General features: G+C 40.0%; 21 protein-coding genes. 4 read left to right on the plus strand and 17 right to left on the minus strand.

Annotated features, from left to right (window positions below):
* Positions 1-93: 93 nt before the first annotated feature.
* The 12 genes from AC1D69_RS21160 to AC1D69_RS21215 form a co-directional block, all read right to left on the minus strand.
* Positions 94-1,311, minus strand: a complete 1,218-nt coding sequence (locus AC1D69_RS21160) for an SLC45 family MFS transporter (RefSeq protein ID WP_495458117.1) — start codon at positions 1,309-1,311, stop codon at positions 94-96.
* A 4-nt stretch (positions 1,312-1,315) separates the two neighbouring features.
* On the minus strand, positions 1,316-2,053 hold the full coding sequence (locus AC1D69_RS21165; protein ID WP_495458118.1) for a glycerophosphodiester phosphodiesterase: 738 nt from the start codon (positions 2,051-2,053) through the stop codon (positions 1,316-1,318).
* A 231-nt stretch (positions 2,054-2,284) separates the two neighbouring features.
* Complete coding sequence (locus AC1D69_RS21170; RefSeq protein ID WP_495458119.1) at positions 2,285-3,442, minus strand: cation:proton antiporter; 1,158 nt, start codon at positions 3,440-3,442, stop codon at positions 2,285-2,287.
* Between the two features lie 271 nt (positions 3,443-3,713).
* Positions 3,714-4,142, minus strand: a complete 429-nt coding sequence (locus tag AC1D69_RS21175) for an RbsD/FucU family protein (RefSeq protein ID WP_495458120.1) — start codon at positions 4,140-4,142, stop codon at positions 3,714-3,716.
* A 25-nt stretch (positions 4,143-4,167) separates the two neighbouring features.
* A complete protein-coding gene (locus AC1D69_RS21180) occupies positions 4,168-5,667 on the minus strand; it encodes a rhamnulokinase (RefSeq protein ID WP_495458121.1) in 1,500 nt (499 codons plus the stop codon).
* A gap of 37 nt (positions 5,668-5,704) precedes the next feature.
* Complete coding sequence (locus AC1D69_RS21185) at positions 5,705-6,364, minus strand: class II aldolase/adducin family protein (RefSeq protein ID WP_495458122.1); 660 nt, start codon at positions 6,362-6,364, stop codon at positions 5,705-5,707.
* Between the two features lie 23 nt (positions 6,365-6,387).
* A complete protein-coding gene (locus AC1D69_RS21190) occupies positions 6,388-8,175 on the minus strand; it encodes an L-fucose isomerase (RefSeq protein WP_495458123.1) in 1,788 nt (595 codons plus the stop codon).
* 295 nt (positions 8,176-8,470) lie between these two features.
* Complete coding sequence (locus AC1D69_RS21195) at positions 8,471-8,992, minus strand: hypothetical protein (RefSeq protein ID WP_495458124.1); 522 nt, start codon at positions 8,990-8,992, stop codon at positions 8,471-8,473.
* Between the two features lie 43 nt (positions 8,993-9,035).
* Positions 9,036-9,320, minus strand: coding sequence for a DUF6509 family protein (locus AC1D69_RS21200; protein WP_495458125.1), 285 nt, complete (start codon positions 9,318-9,320; stop codon positions 9,036-9,038).
* A gap of 139 nt (positions 9,321-9,459) precedes the next feature.
* Complete coding sequence (locus AC1D69_RS21205) at positions 9,460-10,014, minus strand: SLOG family protein (RefSeq protein ID WP_495458126.1); 555 nt, start codon at positions 10,012-10,014, stop codon at positions 9,460-9,462.
* A gap of 113 nt (positions 10,015-10,127) precedes the next feature.
* Positions 10,128-11,195 carry a hypothetical protein gene (locus AC1D69_RS21210; RefSeq protein WP_495458127.1) on the minus strand — a complete coding sequence of 356 codons (1,068 nt, stop codon included), beginning with the start codon at positions 11,193-11,195 and terminating at the stop codon, positions 10,128-10,130.
* A gap of 162 nt (positions 11,196-11,357) precedes the next feature.
* Entirely contained in the window at positions 11,358-11,690 is a 333-nt protein-coding gene (locus AC1D69_RS21215) for a hypothetical protein (RefSeq protein WP_495458128.1), read from the minus strand.
* A gap of 751 nt (positions 11,691-12,441) precedes the next feature.
* Between AC1D69_RS21215 and AC1D69_RS21220 the strand changes: the two genes are divergently transcribed.
* Positions 12,442-12,624 (plus strand): uracil-DNA glycosylase, encoded by a 183-nt coding sequence (locus AC1D69_RS21220; RefSeq protein ID WP_495458129.1) that lies wholly within the window; start codon positions 12,442-12,444, stop codon positions 12,622-12,624.
* An 84-nt stretch (positions 12,625-12,708) separates the two neighbouring features.
* Here the strand turns inward: AC1D69_RS21220 and AC1D69_RS21225 are convergent, their stop codons facing one another.
* From AC1D69_RS21225 to AC1D69_RS21235, 3 genes are all read right to left on the minus strand, one after another.
* Positions 12,709-13,455, minus strand: coding sequence for an SDR family NAD(P)-dependent oxidoreductase (locus AC1D69_RS21225; RefSeq protein WP_495458130.1), 747 nt, complete (start codon positions 13,453-13,455; stop codon positions 12,709-12,711).
* A 220-nt stretch (positions 13,456-13,675) separates the two neighbouring features.
* Positions 13,676-13,849, minus strand: a complete 174-nt coding sequence (locus AC1D69_RS21230; RefSeq protein WP_495458131.1) for a hypothetical protein — start codon at positions 13,847-13,849, stop codon at positions 13,676-13,678.
* 74 nt (positions 13,850-13,923) lie between these two features.
* Positions 13,924-14,376: a CPBP family intramembrane glutamic endopeptidase gene (locus AC1D69_RS21235; protein ID WP_495458132.1), complete on the minus strand. Its 453-nt coding sequence runs from the start codon at positions 14,374-14,376 to the stop codon at positions 13,924-13,926.
* Between the two features lie 176 nt (positions 14,377-14,552).
* On the opposite strand from AC1D69_RS21235, the gene AC1D69_RS21240 reads away from it, so the two are divergent.
* Positions 14,553-15,458, plus strand: a complete 906-nt coding sequence (locus AC1D69_RS21240; RefSeq protein ID WP_495458133.1) for a copper amine oxidase N-terminal domain-containing protein — start codon at positions 14,553-14,555, stop codon at positions 15,456-15,458.
* Positions 15,459-15,502: 44 nt separating this feature from the next.
* On the opposite strand, the gene AC1D69_RS21245 is transcribed toward AC1D69_RS21240, so the two are convergent.
* Positions 15,503-16,084: a hypothetical protein gene (locus AC1D69_RS21245; protein WP_495458134.1), complete on the minus strand. Its 582-nt coding sequence runs from the start codon at positions 16,082-16,084 to the stop codon at positions 15,503-15,505.
* 96 nt (positions 16,085-16,180) lie between these two features.
* Here AC1D69_RS21245 and AC1D69_RS21250 point away from each other — a divergent pair, with 96 nt between their 5' ends.
* Positions 16,181-16,951, plus strand: a complete 771-nt coding sequence (locus AC1D69_RS21250) for a MerR family transcriptional regulator (protein ID WP_495458135.1) — start codon at positions 16,181-16,183, stop codon at positions 16,949-16,951.
* Between the two features lie 14 nt (positions 16,952-16,965).
* On the opposite strand, the gene AC1D69_RS21255 is transcribed toward AC1D69_RS21250, so the two are convergent.
* Complete coding sequence (locus tag AC1D69_RS21255; RefSeq protein WP_495458136.1) at positions 16,966-17,733, minus strand: DUF1836 domain-containing protein; 768 nt, start codon at positions 17,731-17,733, stop codon at positions 16,966-16,968.
* Positions 17,734-17,978: 245 nt separating this feature from the next.
* Here AC1D69_RS21255 and AC1D69_RS21260 point away from each other — a divergent pair, with 245 nt between their 5' ends.
* Positions 17,979-19,292: a hemolysin family protein gene (locus AC1D69_RS21260; protein ID WP_495458137.1), complete on the plus strand. Its 1,314-nt coding sequence runs from the start codon at positions 17,979-17,981 to the stop codon at positions 19,290-19,292.
* The last annotated feature ends 50 nt before the right edge of the window (positions 19,293-19,342 follow it).

Raw genomic sequence — 19,342 nt, forward strand, 5'->3', positions numbered from 1 at the left:
ATAAAAGTATGCGCCTAAATGATTGTCCTGTCTTAATTATAACGTCAAATTCTCCTTAATCCAATTCCTTTACAGAGAATAATTGACAATATATTAGATACTCTCTGTCGGAAGCCCACTCTTTGGCATATTCAAAGACTCTTTTTCTTGTCTGACCATCAATATAAACGCTAATGCTACCAGCATGCTTGCCGATGCACAGTAGAATAATATAGAGTAACCGAAACTATCGATCATCATTCCTAATAATGGCGGAGAGGATATGGCTGCTAAAGAAGACACTAAGTAATATAACCCTGTTCGTGTACCGATGCTCTCTTCTTTGCCTGTAGATATAATAAATGGATATGAATTGATATTAATACATGCCCAGAACATCCCTCCAACTAATAAGAGAAGGCGGAGAATCAATAAATCGTTTACAAAGATTACAAGGGAAAAGACAATAAACAGACCACATATACCTGCAATGATCATTTTTTTCTTACCAAATCGGTTACCTAGAAAGCCACTTGGGATCGCAAACAGAACAAATGCTAATGAGAAAAAAGTTAAGGAGAATGACGCGGCTTTCTCACTTAGTCCTAAGTGATTTTTCCCATACAACGTAAATAACGTTTCAACCCCTTGATAAGAGACGAACCAGAAGAAGATTGCAGCTAGTAAAAACACTGTTGTGCGGTCTAGTTGTTTTTTTAACGATATACGAGGTTTCGTTCCCGATCCAAGTTGCTCCGAAGGTGTGATTAAAGAATCTCTAGATTCCTTTATCGTGCGTGAGACAACTAATAGACATAATAAGGTTAACAACCCTGCTACAATAAAAGGTAACGAACGATGGTAGTCATACAATATGGAACCTACTCCAAAAGCAAGAATGGAGCCTACTCCACCCATAAAGTTAATAATCCCATTGGCTTTCGTACGCTTATTCTCTACCGTAATATCAGGCATCAATGCCACCGTAGGAGAGCGATATAAGCTCATGGATAGATTCATCAGTATCATAAATAGTAAGAGAGTGAATAATCCCGTATGAAACGGTATGATTGCCGTAAAGATCGCTGCTAGCGGCATTCCAAATAACAAATAAGGTATTCTTCTACCATGCCGAGTTGCCGTGCGATCACTTCTATTGCCTATCCATGGTTGTAGAAAAAGGGCAAAGTAATTATCGATGGTCATCAAGAAGCCGACAACAGCGATGCTTTGTACATAGTTTTCGAGAAAGAAGGGTACAAATGCATTATATAATGCCCAAGTAATACTAATACTGAAGAACCCAAAACCCAGAAGCCATGTCTTCCTCACTCGGTCACTCTCCTCTAATGGCTAATAGTTCAGCTAGTCTGTCAGGATAATCGGTTATAATCCCCAAGACACCCGCTTCAATTAAATATGTCATTCGCTCAGGATCATTAACTGTAAAAGGACAATATTCCTTTCCATGTGCTGTCGCACCCTTCACAAATTCGGGCAACACAGCATAATGGTTCGCATGAAGTGCATCAGCACCTAATGTTGCAGCATACTCCCAAGGTTGGTACAGCCCCTCCATGTAAAGGATTCCAGTCCGAATCTCAGGGGCAATACTTTTACAAAATGCTAAAGAATAATGATTAAAACTTGAGAATACCACTCGATCCGCCATGTTATATTGACGAACAAGTTGGATTACCTTCTCCTCCATACCTGGATACATAAAAATACCATTTTTTAGTTCAATATTTAACATTGTGTCACGTTGACAAAGAAGCTTCAGTAAATCTTCTAGCAAAGGTATACGCTCACCTTCGAAAGAATCTCCGAACCAAGAACCTGCATCTTCCAAAGATAACTGTTCCAAGGTCATATCCTTCACATAACCCGACCCATTCGTAGTACGATTGATAGCTTCATCATGGATCAGTACCAAATGGCCATCCTTGGTCATCTGGACATCTGTTTCGATCCCTGTTGCTCCTAGTTCGAGACCCTTAACAAAAGCCGCCATCGTGTTCTCAGGGCATGCTGCTGATGCACCTCGATGCGCATAGTTGATTAACTTCTTCATCCTTCGTACCCCCATATCCTAAATAGCCCTCATTCATACATTTACATCCCAATATCTTAAGAGAATGAGATTGTAGGCTTCGTTAATAGTATAGTTTCAATTGGTAAAAAATACATCATCCGAATGTAAAAAGTGACACGTTCATGGAAGCAACTGATCCTATAACAGACGAAGAGCCTCAACCCATTATTAGATTGAAGCTCTTCATAAAAATAAGAAGCTATGCGTAGTCTAGTTGTCCTTAACTGTTACGGGCTCACGGAACAAGTATTTTAACAAAGGAGGCGTAACTAACGTCGTGAGAATAACCATAATGATGACGGAAGTGAAATATTGCGGTTGAAGTAGACCTGCTTCTAATCCTGTCGCCGCAATGATTAAAGCTACTTCTCCTCTTGATATCATTCCTGCTCCAATGGCAATCGACGACCGTGTATTAAATCCGGTTAGTCTTGCTCCAAGTCCTCCACCTATCCATTTGCTCAATATAGCTACTAACGAGAGTAGAATGAGGAATCCAATTTGTTGTCCCACACCTTCAAAGGAAACATTAAGTCCAACGCTCACAAAAAAGACAGGTACAAATATAGAATACGCAATGGGTTCTACCTTCTTTTCCACAATGTGCTTAAAGGAAGTCTGTGAAATCGCAATCCCAGCTGCAAATGAACCTATAATTCCGGCCATACCCATCAGATCTGCAAAATAAGCAAAACCAAAACATATAACTAGAGCAGCTGTTATGGTCGCTTCCGTCACCTGTAACTTAGAGAGCACCTTCATCACCTTAGGTACAAGGAACGCCCCTACGGCAATAATAATGACAAAGAATAATACCTTCTTGCCGATGAGTAAACCTAAGTTCACGTCCTCCCCAGTACCAAGTAAACTCATCATTACGGCTAATAGAATAACTACGAGGACATCATCTACTACCGCGGCGCCCAGGATCGTCGTACCTTCACGGGAATTCAGTTTATTCATATCTTTTAGCACTTGAGCTGAAATACTAACGGACGTAGCACTAAAAATAACCCCCATAAAAAGTGCATAACTATTAGGGAATCCAAATAATTCAGCGACAGCGAACCCTCCGACAAAAGGAAGAATTATCCCTCCTACGGCAACCGCAAGTGCAGACTTCCAATTCCTCTTAAGTTGATCCACATCTGTTTCTAGACCGGCTATAAACATGAGCAATAATACACCGATTTCTGACATGTAATGAATAAAATCACTATCGTTTGGAATCCAACCTAGTACAGCTGGCCCTAAGACAACCCCTATGATCAACTTCCCTAATACTGCTGGCTGTCCGAGTCGAACCGATAGATCCCCTGCTACTTTAGTAAAAAATAGAATAAGGACAAGATAAAAAATAAATGCCATACGTCATCTCCCTCTCTTACGATTAAAATACCCTCTAATATTGTTTACTATGAGGAAGTTGCAACAACAAAAAAAGAGGATTCCTATATTCGGAATCCCCAAAAATAAACAGGAGGAGCCCTTGGTGACAGGCTCCTCCGTAAATCAACAGGTGCATATAATAAATCTTATATTACAATTATAAAGAAATCTTATAGTTTTGTAAACCACATTACACCTCAACTGTACTTCGCTAGTCCCCTTATTTCAACTTAATTCCAGCTACAGTCCATTAGGTAATTACACCTTTCTTTAAAATTATATTTGCATACAAGGCCTTCTCCCCTGTTGCAACTACGGCGTAAGCCCTTTTCGTGCGCTCATAGAATTCGAACCGTTCGATCTTCTCTAGAGGTTGAGATAATCCTGTTCGTTGTTCGATAATCGTCTTATACTTTTCCCAAATGGGTGTCTCCACTAAGTCCCCTGGAACAATTTGCATAAGTACCACCGGTCTCTCAACGTATTTATCTAAAGGAAACATGTGCAGAATAGCATCTAGCAATAATGGAATGGCATGCCCATCGCAACGAATGAGTCTCGATGTGTGACTTGCTGCAGGAAAATTAGCATCCGCTAGTACAATCTCATCGCCGTGGCCCATCTCCATCATTATTTTCAAAAGATCGGGTGTTATGATTCCAGGAACACCATATAACATATGAGCCATCCTTTCCTAATCTACATTAAATAGAGTGTGAGATCTGATCATATTGATAATAAGCATCTGACCAATCCTCTGTTGTGAATGGCTCGTAAGTTACTACAGGAAAAGATCTCTTAATGATAGATGCAGCTTCTTTAACATCGTTAATCTCCCCATTGGCATGGAACTGTACGATTATATTTCCGATTGCACTCGCTTCGATGGGACCTGCCCATACCGGACGAGCAATGGCATTAGCAGTGAACTGACACAATAACTCGTTCTGAATCCCACCACCAATCATGTGTAATCCTGCATAGGCATGACCTGTCAACTTCTCGACTTGTTCCAACACTTTACGATAACGAAGCGCTAAACTTTCTAGAATACAACGTACCACTTCCCCTCGTTGACGAGGTACAGGTTGTTCCGATTCTTCACAGAACTTCTGGATTTCCTTCTCCATATCAGACGGGTTAAGAAACCTAAGATCATCCGGATCAATGAGACTCCGAAAAGGAGTAACCTCTGCCGCTTCCCTGACTATTTCCGTAAAGGTCACTTCTGTATCAATCCTATCCCATTTACGCTTACATTCTTGTAAAAGCCATAACCCCATAATATTCTTCAATAGCTGATATGTATGGCCCACTCCGCCCTCATTAGAGAATTGGAGTTGCCTCACTTCCATAGTCAATAAAGCCTCTTCAAGTTCTGTGCCAAGGAGTGACCATGTCCCACATACCAGATATACGAAATTAGAAGTGTTTGCTGGGACCGCAACGATAGCGGATTCCGTGTCATGCGAGCCAACTGCAATCGCTTTTAGATCAGGTATACCAAGCTCCTTACGCACTTCATCGGTGAGGTTCCCTATGATCGCACCCGGCTGTATAGGTTCGATAAACAAGGAGGATGGAATGCCTAATTCCTTCATAAGCGGCTCATTCCATACACCTTGGTTAGGTAAGAATAATTGCGTCGTTGTAGCCATAGTAAACTCACAGGTCTTCTCTCCAGTGAGGAAATAATTCAATAAATCAGGCGTTAGTAACAATGTCTTCGCATGGGTTAACTTAGGACAATTCGCCTTCTTCATAGCATACAACTGATAGATGGTGTTAAAAGGCATCAATTGTAGTCCACCTTCTATGAAAAGCCTCTCTTCACCGACCCTCTCACAGATTTCATTAATTAATCCATTCGTCTGAGGATCTCGATAGTGATATGGATTACCAAGCAATTCTCCGTTGTGATCCAGGAGTCCGAAATCAACACCCCAAGTATCAATCCCATAACTAACAGGTAGGAATCCTTGTTGAAATGCTTTACGAATCCCTCTCTTGATCTCTTGTACAATCATCAAGATATCCCAATAGTAATGCTTACCTACTTGGATATGTCCATTCGTGAATCGATGAATTTCTGTCATTCGCAGACTTTTCTCTCCATCGGTTCCAGAGATCATTTCACCAATCAAAGCTCTTCCGCTACTTGCTCCGAGATCAAAGGCAAGAACTGTTGGAGACTTTAAGCTCATTGTCCTGCACCGCCCTTACTATACTGGTGGCTATAGGTTACTTCATTTGTTGAAGAAGCTTGATGCGATAATCTTCACTTTCTAGAGAAGCAATTTCTGCAAATTCCTCGTCACTCAAAGCTTTGGGTGTACCAATAACCTTTGCAGACATATAGATTGCGGCACTCTCTGCTACAACTTGTGTACGGTAATAGGCTTCTCGTAAATTTCTTCCTACCGTAACGAGACCATGGTTACCGAGTAGGATGGAGCTTGCTTCATTGACTTTGTTTGCTACAGCTTCCGCAAGAACAATCGTTGTGGGAAGGACGTATGGAACAAAAGCTGTCTTTCCTACTAGTGCAGCTTGATCTGGGAACATAATCGGAAGTTCCGTTTTGACAAGTGTGAAAGCAATGCATGATGAAGGATGTGTATGAACAATCGCCCCAATCGTTGAGTTGTTCCGGTAACAAAATAAATGCATAAGGACTTCCGAGGACGGTCGTAGTCCAATGTCCGTTATCTCCCCTGTCGGGATATCTACTTCAACCCATTGCTCTTGGGTTATATCCTCCATCGCGAACCCACTTGGTGACACATACATCGTATCTCCAATACGGGCACTGATATTACCACCGGGTCCAACAACAAGCCCATTCTCAACGGTTTTCTTGGCATATTTACATAGTTCAAGACGAATATTCATATCGCTCATTGAGATCCTCCATTCCTATGAGTCTATTTATAAAGTGGTCCGAAATTGGTACAAGCTCTGAAATCTGAACCTTCTACATGTTCTGTTCCAAACATTCCCCATACTCTTGGTCTAAATATTCGCTCTTCCGATACATTATGCATTGCAACGGGAATGCGAAGCATGGAGGCTAACGTAATCAGGTCGTCACCAATATGCCCGAATGAAATAGAACCATGGTTGGCACCCCAATGATCCATAACGGAGTAGACACTTGTGAAGGCACCTTTACCTGTTACAATCGGGGTGAACCACGTTGTTGGCCAAGTCGGGTCTGTTCTCTCATCTAGTATTTCATGGACATGTTCAGGTAAATCAATTGAATATCCTTCAGCAATCTGAAGAACAGGTCCTATTCCCTTGACTAGATTCAACCGAGACATCGTCATGGGCATTCCGCCTTTTGTCAAGAAATCCGATGAGAATCCCCCTCCACGGAAATATTCAATAGATGCAGGTCGCCAAGAAGTGCTGTTAAGACATTGACGTGTTTCCTCTTCTGTAATTTCCCAGAATGGCTTCATCACCGGTTGTCCATTGCGTTGTTGTTCTCCTGTTCCATCAAGAGAGGCGGATCCTGAGTTAATCAAATGCAAGATTCCGTTAGCAGCCATCCCCTCTAATTCATAGCCTGTCACTCTCTTCACTGAATCAGGACTCCAATACGTACGAACATCTGCAAAAATCTGGGCTGTATTGGTCAATAGATACCCAAATAACATTCCAACGCCATTCAAGCTATCATTCTCAGTAGCAACAATAAAAGGTGATCTGATTCCGTTCCAATCAAATGAACTATTCAGAATTGCTTCCATGAAATCACCATTTGGAAAATGATCTGTCCATTGTCTCTGGCCTTGGAATCCAGAAACGATAGCATGATGCCCTAATGCTTCTTCACCGAAACCTAATTCGGCAAGCCGTGGGTTTCCAATCATTAAATCTCGTGCGATGATCGTCATCTTAATGACCGTTTCCCAATCTTGATCTTTCTGTTCGCGAGAAGTCTGCATCGCTTCAGGATTGTTGTCAACACCCTCCACACAGTACTCCTTCACCCAGGAAAGCGCTTTCTCAAATTCCAATGGATCAACGATATTTTCATCCATACGACGCACAAACTCACTCATATCAATATATTCATTTCTCATACCTAAATATTCCTGAAAGAAGCGTTCATCCACTATAGAACCTGCAATACCCATAGATACCGATCCCATCGACAAATAGGATTGTCCTCTCATCATAGCTACGGTTAAGCCAGCTCTTGCGAAACGTAGAAGTTTCTCTCTTACATCTTCAGGGATGTTATTGTCACCTTCATCTTGAACATCGTTACCGTATATGCCAAAGGCAGGTAATCCTTTCTGTGCATGAGCAGATAGAACAGCTGCTAGATAGACCGCTCCTGGACGACCTGTACCATTAAATCCCCATACAGCCTTTGGAATGGAGGAGTCCGTATCCATCGTCTCTGTTCCATAACACCAGCAAGGGGTTACCGTAATCGAACAACCTACCCCTTCTTTTCGAAACTTATCTGCTGCTTGAGATGCTTCTGTCACACCACCGATACAGGTATCAGCCACCACACACACAACGGGTTCACCATTTGGATACTTTAATTGTTCGGAAAGGAGCCTAGCCACTGACTTCGCAAGGTTCATAGTCTGGTCTTCAAGAGATTCTCTCACGCCTTTGCGCCTACCATCAATTGTAGGACGAATACCAATCTTCGGAAAATGATTGCCCCAACGTTGCTCCATTGACATATCCAACCATCCTTTTCCATTATTTGATTTTATTGTTGATAAACCCAAATTATCAATAAGCTTCTTTGGTGTCAATTGTTTTTTATTTACGGTGACTAGTACTATTTACAATGTATAGATTCGAACAGAAAAAGTTGCCCAGAACATATCTGGACAACTTTTTTTTGAATGAGCACTCAAAATAAGTTATTAACAACCTTATACACAAACTTGATATACTTATCCACAAAATAAGCAGAGTTATTAACAATAGTGTTAGCAACTTTTATTTTGTGCACAAAAAGTAGCTTGAGCATCATCCATTATATTTCCACCGATGTTGATACTTTTCAAGATTGGGGTGTAAATCATGTGGCTCTTCTGTTAGTAACAATCGAATCTTAACAATCCATTCCTCAAAGGACGAGAACGAAGCGAAGAGATTAGCCATCTCTGGTGTTATGTACAGAAAATAGGGTGCCTTATATTTCTCCGTTAACAATCGAAGAGCAGAATCCATGGGTGTATACTTCTTCCGCTTTCCTTCCCATCCTTCAATCACCACTTTCGAGTACCCTCGATCACGCTTCCAATCGTGTAACCGTTGCTCTCGCTTGTGAAATGCACTTACCGGTTCCTTCCGCATCCTTCTTACAGTCTCCTCATGTAGAGGATACAGCACAAGCTTATCAAATGAATATCGCTCTATACTATCCACTGCAAGGTCTAATTCACCATCCGTTGTATTCTCAAAAGTATCATAGTAAATCAATGTGCCCTTTTGTTTCTCCTCTGGCGGTTCGTAGCCATAGGTTACGGACTGAACATTCCGATGCATGTTTATTCCCTCCTATAGCGAGTTCGTTAGTGGTGTTTATTGCTTAAGATAAGTGTTCTTTACAGAAGGTTGCCAGCAATTCAAGTTCATCCTCTTCCAGATCGAATTCTACGTACTTCTCAGAAGTTCTCTCTAGAAGTTCATACTTCACGATCCCTGTCCGTGTCTCATCTACCGTAAAAATAACTCTTGCATTTAACCCGTTCTCCAAATAAAGTTCATCATCTTCCGGAACATCAATTTCGAGAATAAACTCATAACGCTCTCCGGTCAAAATCTTAAATGGATCCTTGATTAACTTCACTGTATAATTCGTAATCGTTAACATATCTTCATCCTTTCAAATCATTAAAGTAGGAACAATATCTCATCATACCATACTCTGGTTCGAATTGAATAATAGATGTATCCACATAGAAAGACTTTCGTATAGTATTTGTTATTTTTCTTAAAAAAAACCTTGTTTTTTAATCCATCTCCAAATTTTCTTCATCCGCTATACTTTGAATATCCTCCGAGCTGACATTCATATAACTATATCCATCTTTGTCTTGTTTCTTTAATGCCTTCTCTTTAAAAAATCTAGGGCTTCCTTCGCCCGCGTCCTCATCATAGATAAGCAAAATACCATCTGTTTTTCTAAATAACAAATCGTCTCTAGCTGTGAATTGCCAAATTCCTTCATAAGGTTGCTTACTTACCGCGGCATAATAGTCCACACCCTGCAAAATTTGATGATAATAATCCTTTTTGGTGTCTTTCCATTTCTCCTCTTGATTCAAAAAAGCTGTGATGATAGAACATTTCAAATGCGGATACTGTTCTTTCAACTCGATGACGACCTCACAAGCCCATAAGTCGACACCGTACTGCCCAGGTGTTATCACCCATTCGAGTCCATCCTCTATGAGAGGAACCAACTTGCGTTTAATAGCTTTCTTTATATATGGAATGCCTTTATGTTTTTGATCATAAATATTAAGTTCGTGTGCGCGATAGCCTGTAACGAGAAGATTCTTCATCTCTAGCTCCTTTTGAATTGCTCAAATTCCACTTTCATTCAATCCTTTTAGTATAGATTCCCACTTCCTCACTGTCCATGTTTACAATGCTATTTTAGAGAAAGAACCTAGCCTTAAGCTAGGTAGGTTCTCTTGCGTTTCATCATTTTGGCTTGAAACACTCTCAATGATGCAAGTTCTTTGGATGTCAGTTGTGGTGCATAAGATTTGGGAGAATGTTTCGTTTTCACTTTTTTGACAGTTCCTAATCCATTTGGACGAACTATTTGGGTTCCAAATACCTGCATAGCCCAATTCACTGGGAACGAAATGGATATTCGGCCGTCTGAACTCCCTGCAAAGTTCATGGCTGCCGCATAATTATCTACAGTTCTTAGCCATACGGAACCTGAATCTCCGGGAAGTGATACCGGATTCACCCCTCGAACCACCGTCTGATTCTTAAAGCTAAGAATCCCCAGCTCTCCGTAATCGATTTGAATATCTGTATTTATGGAATCAACGATTCCATGCACCAGGCCGGTTGTTCTTCCTACTTTTTTTAAACGATCACCTATCCGATAAGTTGTTACATACCCCGGAAGTACACCAACCGTTGCATAACTCGGACTTAACAAACTATTTCTTAAGGGTTTGGATAAGGCAATATCAACACGATTGCTTTTGTTTTTCTCTAACTTCACATATCGATATAGTTTACCTACGTTATCCCTGCCTATTTGACCCTCATCAGCTGCACCAGGTTGCAATGTCCGAGTCATCATACTTGAATTCGTCGGATTTAAAACATGATTATTACTAATAATATACCGTTGCTTTGCCTTGGGAACATCCGTAACAATTAAACCTACCGAACCCGAACCGCTCGGAGTTCCTATACTATAACCAGCCGGGATCGGGCGAATCCTCGCCTTATAATCCACATAGGCATGCATCTTTCCTGATTTCACGAATCGAACAGGTACAGTTACAGATTTACCTTTTGCCTTCATCGTTAGCGTCGATGAGATTCCAAGGAACTTAGGCGTAATGGTATTGGTGTAGATAATGACAGCGGCACCCTTCTTAGGGTTCTTGGGATCATGATAGCCTACCCCTATACCATGTACTTTAGATTTACCTAACATTGTGCGGGACATACGCTTCTTCATCGCATGTGCCTCTAAAAAAGTAGCCAACATCCATCACCTTTTTCCATTTGATACGTTATTGTATTCGCGGAAAGACAATTGTTTATGGGCGGTTTATAGGATTAAGCAATTCAATGAGAAACAAAGAAATAAGGCAGTTTCCTCATCCGAGGGAACTGCCTTATTTGTGTCATGAGATATATTAAACAATTCTCATGATTTAGCTATAAACGTAAATGCGATCTGTCTTGATATACTAGTAGGGTTATAGAGAACGATAACCCATTGATTGTCATTTAATGAGTAATTCGCTGTAGCGTATGCTGGTAATGAGTTATTTCTGTCAATCCACCAGCCACCACTTACAGGTTTCAGACTCCCCCCACTAAATGTGAATGTGAAGAATGTGTTCGGTGTTATTGTTCTGTAATACACGAATCTAAAAAAACCATTTCCTAGATTCTGTGTTGCTTTCGCTTTATTCGCGATAACTCTAACTCTTCTAGTCTTTGCATCTGTTTTTTTCATTACGATTACTTTTTTCATATCCTCACCTCCTGCTTACAATAAATGCTAAGTAACGAGGATTAGCTTGGATACAAGACCCTCTCCATTTACACAAATTAATAGAGTTGCCATAATTTTGTTTACTTTTGTTTACTATTCATTGAATCCGCTTTCAATTCATCTAAAATGCGTATTTGTTTTTTGTCACAGAATGTTCAATAATTAACAAAAGACACATAATGTTCACAATTTTCATATCAATACATGAGGAGATGATCTGGTATGGTAACCCCTAAAAGTAAACGTGAAAGCCAAATTTTTCTGATCTTTGTAGGTATCGGAGTCTTTTATGCCGTGTTTTATAGTGTATTCATCCTCTATTCCATTCATGGACAATAATTTATTCATGATCATGTTTGGATTACGTACCCTTCATAATCTATCCTACTTATGTGTCGCAAGTGATCTCTATAAAAGAGGTTAACGAATAAGTTATATATTCACTAACCTCTTTTATAGAGGTTGTTCAAAAATTCATCTTTTGATCACGAAGTATACCAAGAAGCTTATTCGACATCGAAGATTGAATTCAGCCGGTCCTTCCGGTGCTCACGTAGGTACTGCCTACGCTCCGCTCCTCACTCCCTATCTTCATCCAATCTTCTTGGTGCTGAAAATCCGACTTTTTGAACACGCACTTATAGAATCGTTTTTTTTCGTAAAATTAGAGCTACACTTCGTTTCTAACCCTTAGTATAATGAACATATCTTACACCATTGAGGAGTACATATGTCTGAATCTCAACGTACTGATTGTATGAAATGTTCCTTTTATTATGTCACCTGGGATCCACAATTGCCTAAAGGATGTTCAGCATTTGGTTTCAAAACAAAAGTCATGCCAAGCGCTGCTGTTCTTTCTTCTTCAGGTAAGCCCTGCATGAGCTTCGAACTCAAAGAAAGATTCCGATAATTAGGTTACACTTTAATCTCACACTAAAATTCAAGAGGACAATCCTATGATGGATTGTCCTCTTCTTACTTCCTTATACTGAAATTACATACGTTGTCCGCCATCAACTGTAACAGCAGCACCATTCATATAGCTAGCTTCATCTGAAGCAAGGAATGCAATGACATTAGCAACCTCTTCTGCCTGTGCCAAGCGATCCAAAGGATATGCGGGATAATACTGACGGTCCAATTTCGGCATAGTCTTAGCTGCTTCAATGACCAGATTCGTATGGACTGTTCCAGGACATACTGCGTTTATACGTACACCTAATGGACCATATTCAACGGCAGCAGTCTTGGTCAATCCAACGACACCATGTTTGCTCGCCGCATAGATACTGTTAAGTGGCGTACTAAACAAACCGCCAATGGAAGCTGTATTAACGATAGCCCCTTTTTTCTGTTCAACCATAATCGGCAATGCATATTTCATACCAAGAAATACACTTCTAAGGTTAATTCCAATAATGCGTTCAAAATCTTCTAGGGATTTCTCTGCCAATGGAGTCGCCTTTTCAACTACACCTGCATTGTTCACCAATACATCAATTCTTCCGTACGCTTCCATCGTCTTCGTAATATATTTTTTCACATCTGACTCGGAGGAAACATCGGTTTTCACGAAAATCCCTTCCCCACCAGCACTTTTAATTTTCTCTAACCCTTCCAACCCGGCTGTTTCATTAAAATCCACTAATACTACTTTATAACCCTGCGAAGAAAACTTCTGAACCGCAGCAAAACCAATTCCTCCTGCTGCACCTGTAATAATAGCAACTTTATCTGACATGTTTATCACCCTTTTTGGTTAGTATATCTCAAATTGAGAACGTACAATTCTAACATAAATAACACTTTTAGAAAATAATTTGTCTAAGAAGTGCTAATGCGTGAGCTACGCTCCCTGCGCAATCCTTCCCATAAGTAAGGTCATCACAAATGGAAAAAAAGCCGAGGAATGCAGGTATTACCCTAAACATCACTCGACTTTCCTTTATCTTTTGGTGGAATTAGAATGTCTCTGCATTCTTTACCGCATGATCCCAACTTGGAAAATAGAATAATGCATTTCGCATTAACTCGGGGTCACTTTGCTTTACTTGTTTCTTACCTATTGTTTCTCCACTGGATTGAAGTTTCCTGATGCGCTCAATAACCTCGTCGGCTCCTAGCGTAACTTCCATTAGGTTTCACTCCTTTCCTATTCAATTCCTCCTCCCTAATTTCTCCATCTGTCTCTTATTCTATACGCTGTGCTTTATCCAATGACAGTAGCTATAAGCGCAATCGTATTAAAGGCACTATGAATAATCATGCTAGGAAAGACTGACTTAGTTCTCTCATATGTCCAGGCAAACAGCAGTCCTGATATAAATGTCACTGGCAAAACATTATACGTTGGTATATGTACAATCATAAATATGAAAGAACTAATGATCATACCTGTCCTCACACCATATTTACTTCTGATCCACCGATACAGAAATCCGCGATACAAAATTTCCTCATATATGGGTGAAATCACCCCTGCAGATACCCAAGCAATGAATATGTGCATTACCGTCATCTGTGTTCGTATACTTTCAGTTTTACTATTCTCAGACCCTACCCCTAATAGACTCATAACGATAAGAAGCCCAATAGAACCAACTACTAATGCTATCGTCCAACCAACTATTGGCCCCCAATAACGTTTGTGAAATGGGTTCACCCCTACTGCATTCCATGACGAACTTATGTTCTTACTTCATCCTGCTTCAGAGTAAATTGGAAGTCGTTCTCTTAAATAAGACTAATAAACATTTTCTTTGTTCGCGAGTGCAACCTTTTAAGAAATAAAGTGTCTATAAGAATGTAATAATCACAACTTAAGAAAGAGGGTTTATTATGAAAACAGCTTTATCTGTTTTATCACTTATATTATGTTTAGTTTTTTTTGGACAATCACAAGTGTCTGCTGCAAAGCCTCTTCAGTTGAATGTAAATGGAAGTTTGTTGGCGGATCTGCCTTCTCCTTTGGTTAAGAACAACGTTAGTTATGTACCTATTCGAACGGTGGAATCTTTAGGATATAAGGTGGTTTGGGATAGTGCTTCTAAAACGGTTTCTATAATCAACCGTACTACTTCAGATATGTTAGTTTTGAAAGTTGGGAGTAATATTGCAATTAAAAATAAAGAAGAGCTAAAATTGGCTACGCCACCTCTAATCAAAAGCAATACCATTTACGTTCCTCTCCGATTTATTAGCGAAAATTTTGGGGCGGTTGTAGACTGGGATGTTAAGAATAATGGAATTGTCGTAGTTACTCCAGATCCTAATGCACAAAAGCAAATAAAAAGCGGTGACTTGGCAAAAGCAAGGTTGGCTGTTATTCCTTTGCCTGAAGTCCAATTCTATATTTCTCCTGTAAGTCCCGAAGGATCTAGCTTTAGCTACATTTTTACGGAAAAAGATTATTCCAAGTTGTATTTCATTTGGAACAGCAGTATCTACTATTACGAGCTGAAAAATGGCTATATGAGCCTTGTTTGGGAAGGTCAACTAACGGTTCCAACTAAGGACAATTCCTCTAGCCCACTAGCTAAATATCTAAATGGCGGTATCAAAACGATTTGGGGAGAACAGCCAACGTTGACTAAGCGACTGGTCTTCTTTAATAGTGTAAACGCTCAGGGAGAAGGAGGATATGGGATTATTGATACGAATGGATCTGTAGTCTTCTCCCATACCGTTCAAGAACCTAAACAACTCAGTGACATTATCGTTAACTTTCCAGAAGAAAATAAATAAATAAAAAAGCCCCAGCAATGATGCCGGGGCTTTTTTTTGTGCTCTTACGACTTAACCAATTTAGCGGTAAAGGAGCCGCCACTATACTGATGGCTGCCATTCGCACTGGTGAGATAATTAAGTGGTGCAGGTGTGTTAGCATCGGATACCGCGGTTGGTTGATGGAATGCATCCAATGTCCCTGATGTCATAGCCACCCAGTTATTAGAGGCGTCTCTATAGTAAATGTTCGATACTGTCACGTTATCATGGAAAATTCTCCATGCTGTCAGTGGTGCAGCGGTTCCTGATGCTTGACCAGCTCCAATAACAACACGGCAGTCGTCCAGGGTACCACTGTACACTTTATCACCGATGTATACAGGAGTAGCAGAGCCGTTAATGTAAAAATTAAGTTTGTTAGTGGGTCTTAAAGCAAGGAAATAAATGGCTATCATAAAAATAATAGACATGATAAAACCTACTAATGTTCCTGAATACAGGTCATTTTGAAACCATTTTAACAGCATATTTTTCAATAGAAATTCAACGAAAAATGGGACCGCAACCAACACAATGATAAGAATACGAATTAATTCTCTAGCTGACCACGACGTCTGCTTGAAATACAGCTCTCTCCAATTCACTTCTATCCCTCCAGAATATGTATGTGATGTGATACACTCAGTTTAAAAGGTGACGTTACGTCACCTGCAAGCACTTTTTTCTCAGGAGGTATGATTATGACATATTATTCAACAGGAGAAGTATCCAAGAAATTAGGAATATCCGTACGAACCTTACGCTACTATGACCAAATCAGCTTAATCACACCTTCATTCAAGAACGACAACGGGAACAGACATTACAGTGATGAAGACATTCTCATTATAGAGAAGATTACCATTCTTAAGAATCTTGCTTTACCTCTGGAAGATATTAAGAAAGTGTTATCTAAAGTGACCATTAAGCAATTGTTAAATGTGCATAGAGATTCATTAAAGGACAAGATTCATGAGCTTGAAGCTTCCGTATTACATACCAACACCTTGCTCAACATTCTACACATGGATGGGGATCTAAACTGGGAGCAACTTATCCTGATCATCAAAAATAGTGAGGGTAGTGAACAGAAAAGGGACATTGCCTGGAGCTCTTATTTTAACGATGATGAGCAAGCACTAATGACCACTCGTCTCCCCAAAATGGAACAGAATGACGGACAAACAGCTAAATGGATCAATATTATTAGACGAATAGAACTATGTCTAAGCAACAACACAAGCCCTACTTCAGAAGAAGGGCAGATTATCGCCGAAGATGTTCTTTTATTATCTGAAGAAACATTTGGAGGGGATCGAGAATTAGAAGAAAAGTTCTGGAATGTGCGTAGGTCGGCAGCAGACTCAGAATCTTTAAACTTATATCCTATTCGAGAAGATGTCATTACTTTTCTAGAAGACGCAATGCGCAAAGAAGCCGATGAAGCCCACCAAGTGGGATCACCAGCCTAATCTACCTCATATACTCAATTAAGACTATGCAGAAATAACATACCATGAACGTAACGACGAGAAAGAGATTGGAAACATGATGTATGAACAGAGGTTAAGGCTACATGGATCGCTGTTTGTAGTGCTTCCTTTTGTTCATTCGATAGATCCCCTTTATCCGCCACATAATCCTCAGCTACCTCATTAATCATCTGGTCCCACTTATATACAAAATCTGTTCGTTCGCCCCCGTAGTTACGGTAACGTTCATCCAGTTGCTCAAATAATTCAGCATACGACGAATAGAAATCAAGTGGCTGAACCAGATGGCTATCTTGATGATCCTGCCCAGAGACTTGAAATATAATTTGAAAGAACTTGCGCATCGTGTCGTAATCCAAGGTTGACCTAAGGTCCTCTATGATAAAAAATAGAGCAACTTGTTGCAGCGAGTACTTCTTCCCTTCTTCTGCATGCCCAATAAACTCCTTGAAATCGCGCTTCACCCAGTTCTGGACAGAGGTAATAGAGAAGTGGGTGTATTCAATTTGTGTACCTAAGGAAACAATATCATGAAGAGAAAACGTAGGTCGGTCATCTGATTTAATCATTTTCTCGATGATAGGTGGAAGCGCCGTCGAGATGAACGCCGACATTGAACTACCTTGTGCTAATTCCCGCTCATGATTTGCTCTCCAGACATCTTGAATGACAGCTCGTGGTGATTTTGCTTCTGTCTTACCTACTTGTAGTGAAAGTAATAAGGTTGCCATATCCTTGCGTGTAAACGTTAAAGTTTCCATATAAACACCTTTCTATCTGGAGTCGTTCATATGAACTCATCATAAAATGTTTATGTGATGGTGTCAAAATGATATACCCAACGAGAATGACTTCTTTTATTTTATAAACGAGTTAAAATCGTCACTCACAGTCTAATATAGGCTCAACAGTCATTTGATACGGAGAGAATTAAGACTTATAATCAATATAAGTTCACAAGAACTATTTAAATGAACTACTCAGACAATAAATAAAGGAGCTTGATATGGTACTCAATTTGTTTTTAGTAGCTTTATTAATTATCCTTACTGCTTTCTTCGTCGCTACCGAGTTCGCGGTCATTAAACTTCGTCCTAGCAGAGTGGATCAAATGGTTATGGAAGGTAAGAAAAATGCTTTAGCTGTAAAAAAGGTAACAAGTAACTTAGACGGTTATTTATCAGCCTGTCAATTAGGGATTACGATTACAGCCTTGGGACTAGGATGGCTCGGAGAGCCTACTGTCGAGGAAATTCTATACCCTCTATTCCAACAACTAGGCATTGGAGAAAGTACAGGACATCTTTTATCTTTCATTATTGCATTTGTATCTATTACATTCCTTCACGTTGTTATTGGTGAACTTGCTCCAAAGACACTGGCTATTCAGAAAGCTGAGCAAATTGCGGTGATTACAGCACCCCTTATTATCATATTTAATAAAATCATGTATCCCTTCATCTGGGCATTAAACGGTTCCGCAAATGGTCTAGTGAAAATGTTCGGAATTAAACCAGCTAGTGAACATGAAGAAGCCCACTCGGAAGAAGAGATTCGTATTATTCTCTCCGAAAGTTATGAAAGTGGGAAAATCAATCATACGGAATATGGTTATGTGGATCGAATCTTTACCTTTGACGAATTACTTGCCAAGGAAATCATGGTCCCACGTCCAGATATGATCTGTTTAGATGCCAACAAGACACTTAAAGAAAATCTAGCTATTATTAAAATAGAACAATATACACGCTTCTTGGTAACCAAAGGAAGTAGAGATCATATTGTTGGATATGTGAACACAAAGAAGTTCTTCCTGAACTATGATAACAATCCTAATTTTGACTTCAACTCTTTAATCCAACCTGTCTTAACTGTTCCTGAGACGATGCCTATTAAATTATTATTACTGAAAATGCAAGAAGAACGGGTTCATATTGCACTCTTAGTCGATGAATACGGTGGGACTTCTGGATTAATCACCATTGAAGATATCCTTGAGGAGATTGTCGGTGAGATTCGAGATGAATTCGATGCGGATGAGAAGAAACCCATTGAACTGATCAGCGAGGATCGCTATATTATTCAAGGAAATACTTCTGTTGATGAAGTAAATCAGGTGCTAGGTGTAGCGATTAAGCATGTCGATGTTGATACCATTGGTGGGTGGTTATATACTATGATGCCTGACCTTGGAAAAGGTATCGAGTGGCGTTATGGGCAACTAACCTTCATCATTCGAGAAAAAGAAAAATATCGGGTTCGCAAGATAGAAGTTCTACGTCATTATGAAGATGAACTTACACTCGAAGAACAATTATAAAAGCTAGTTGGCTTCTTAATAAGCAAAGAATAAAACCATGTTTTCTATAC

The organism is Paenibacillus sp. Y301, assembly GCF_059445505.1.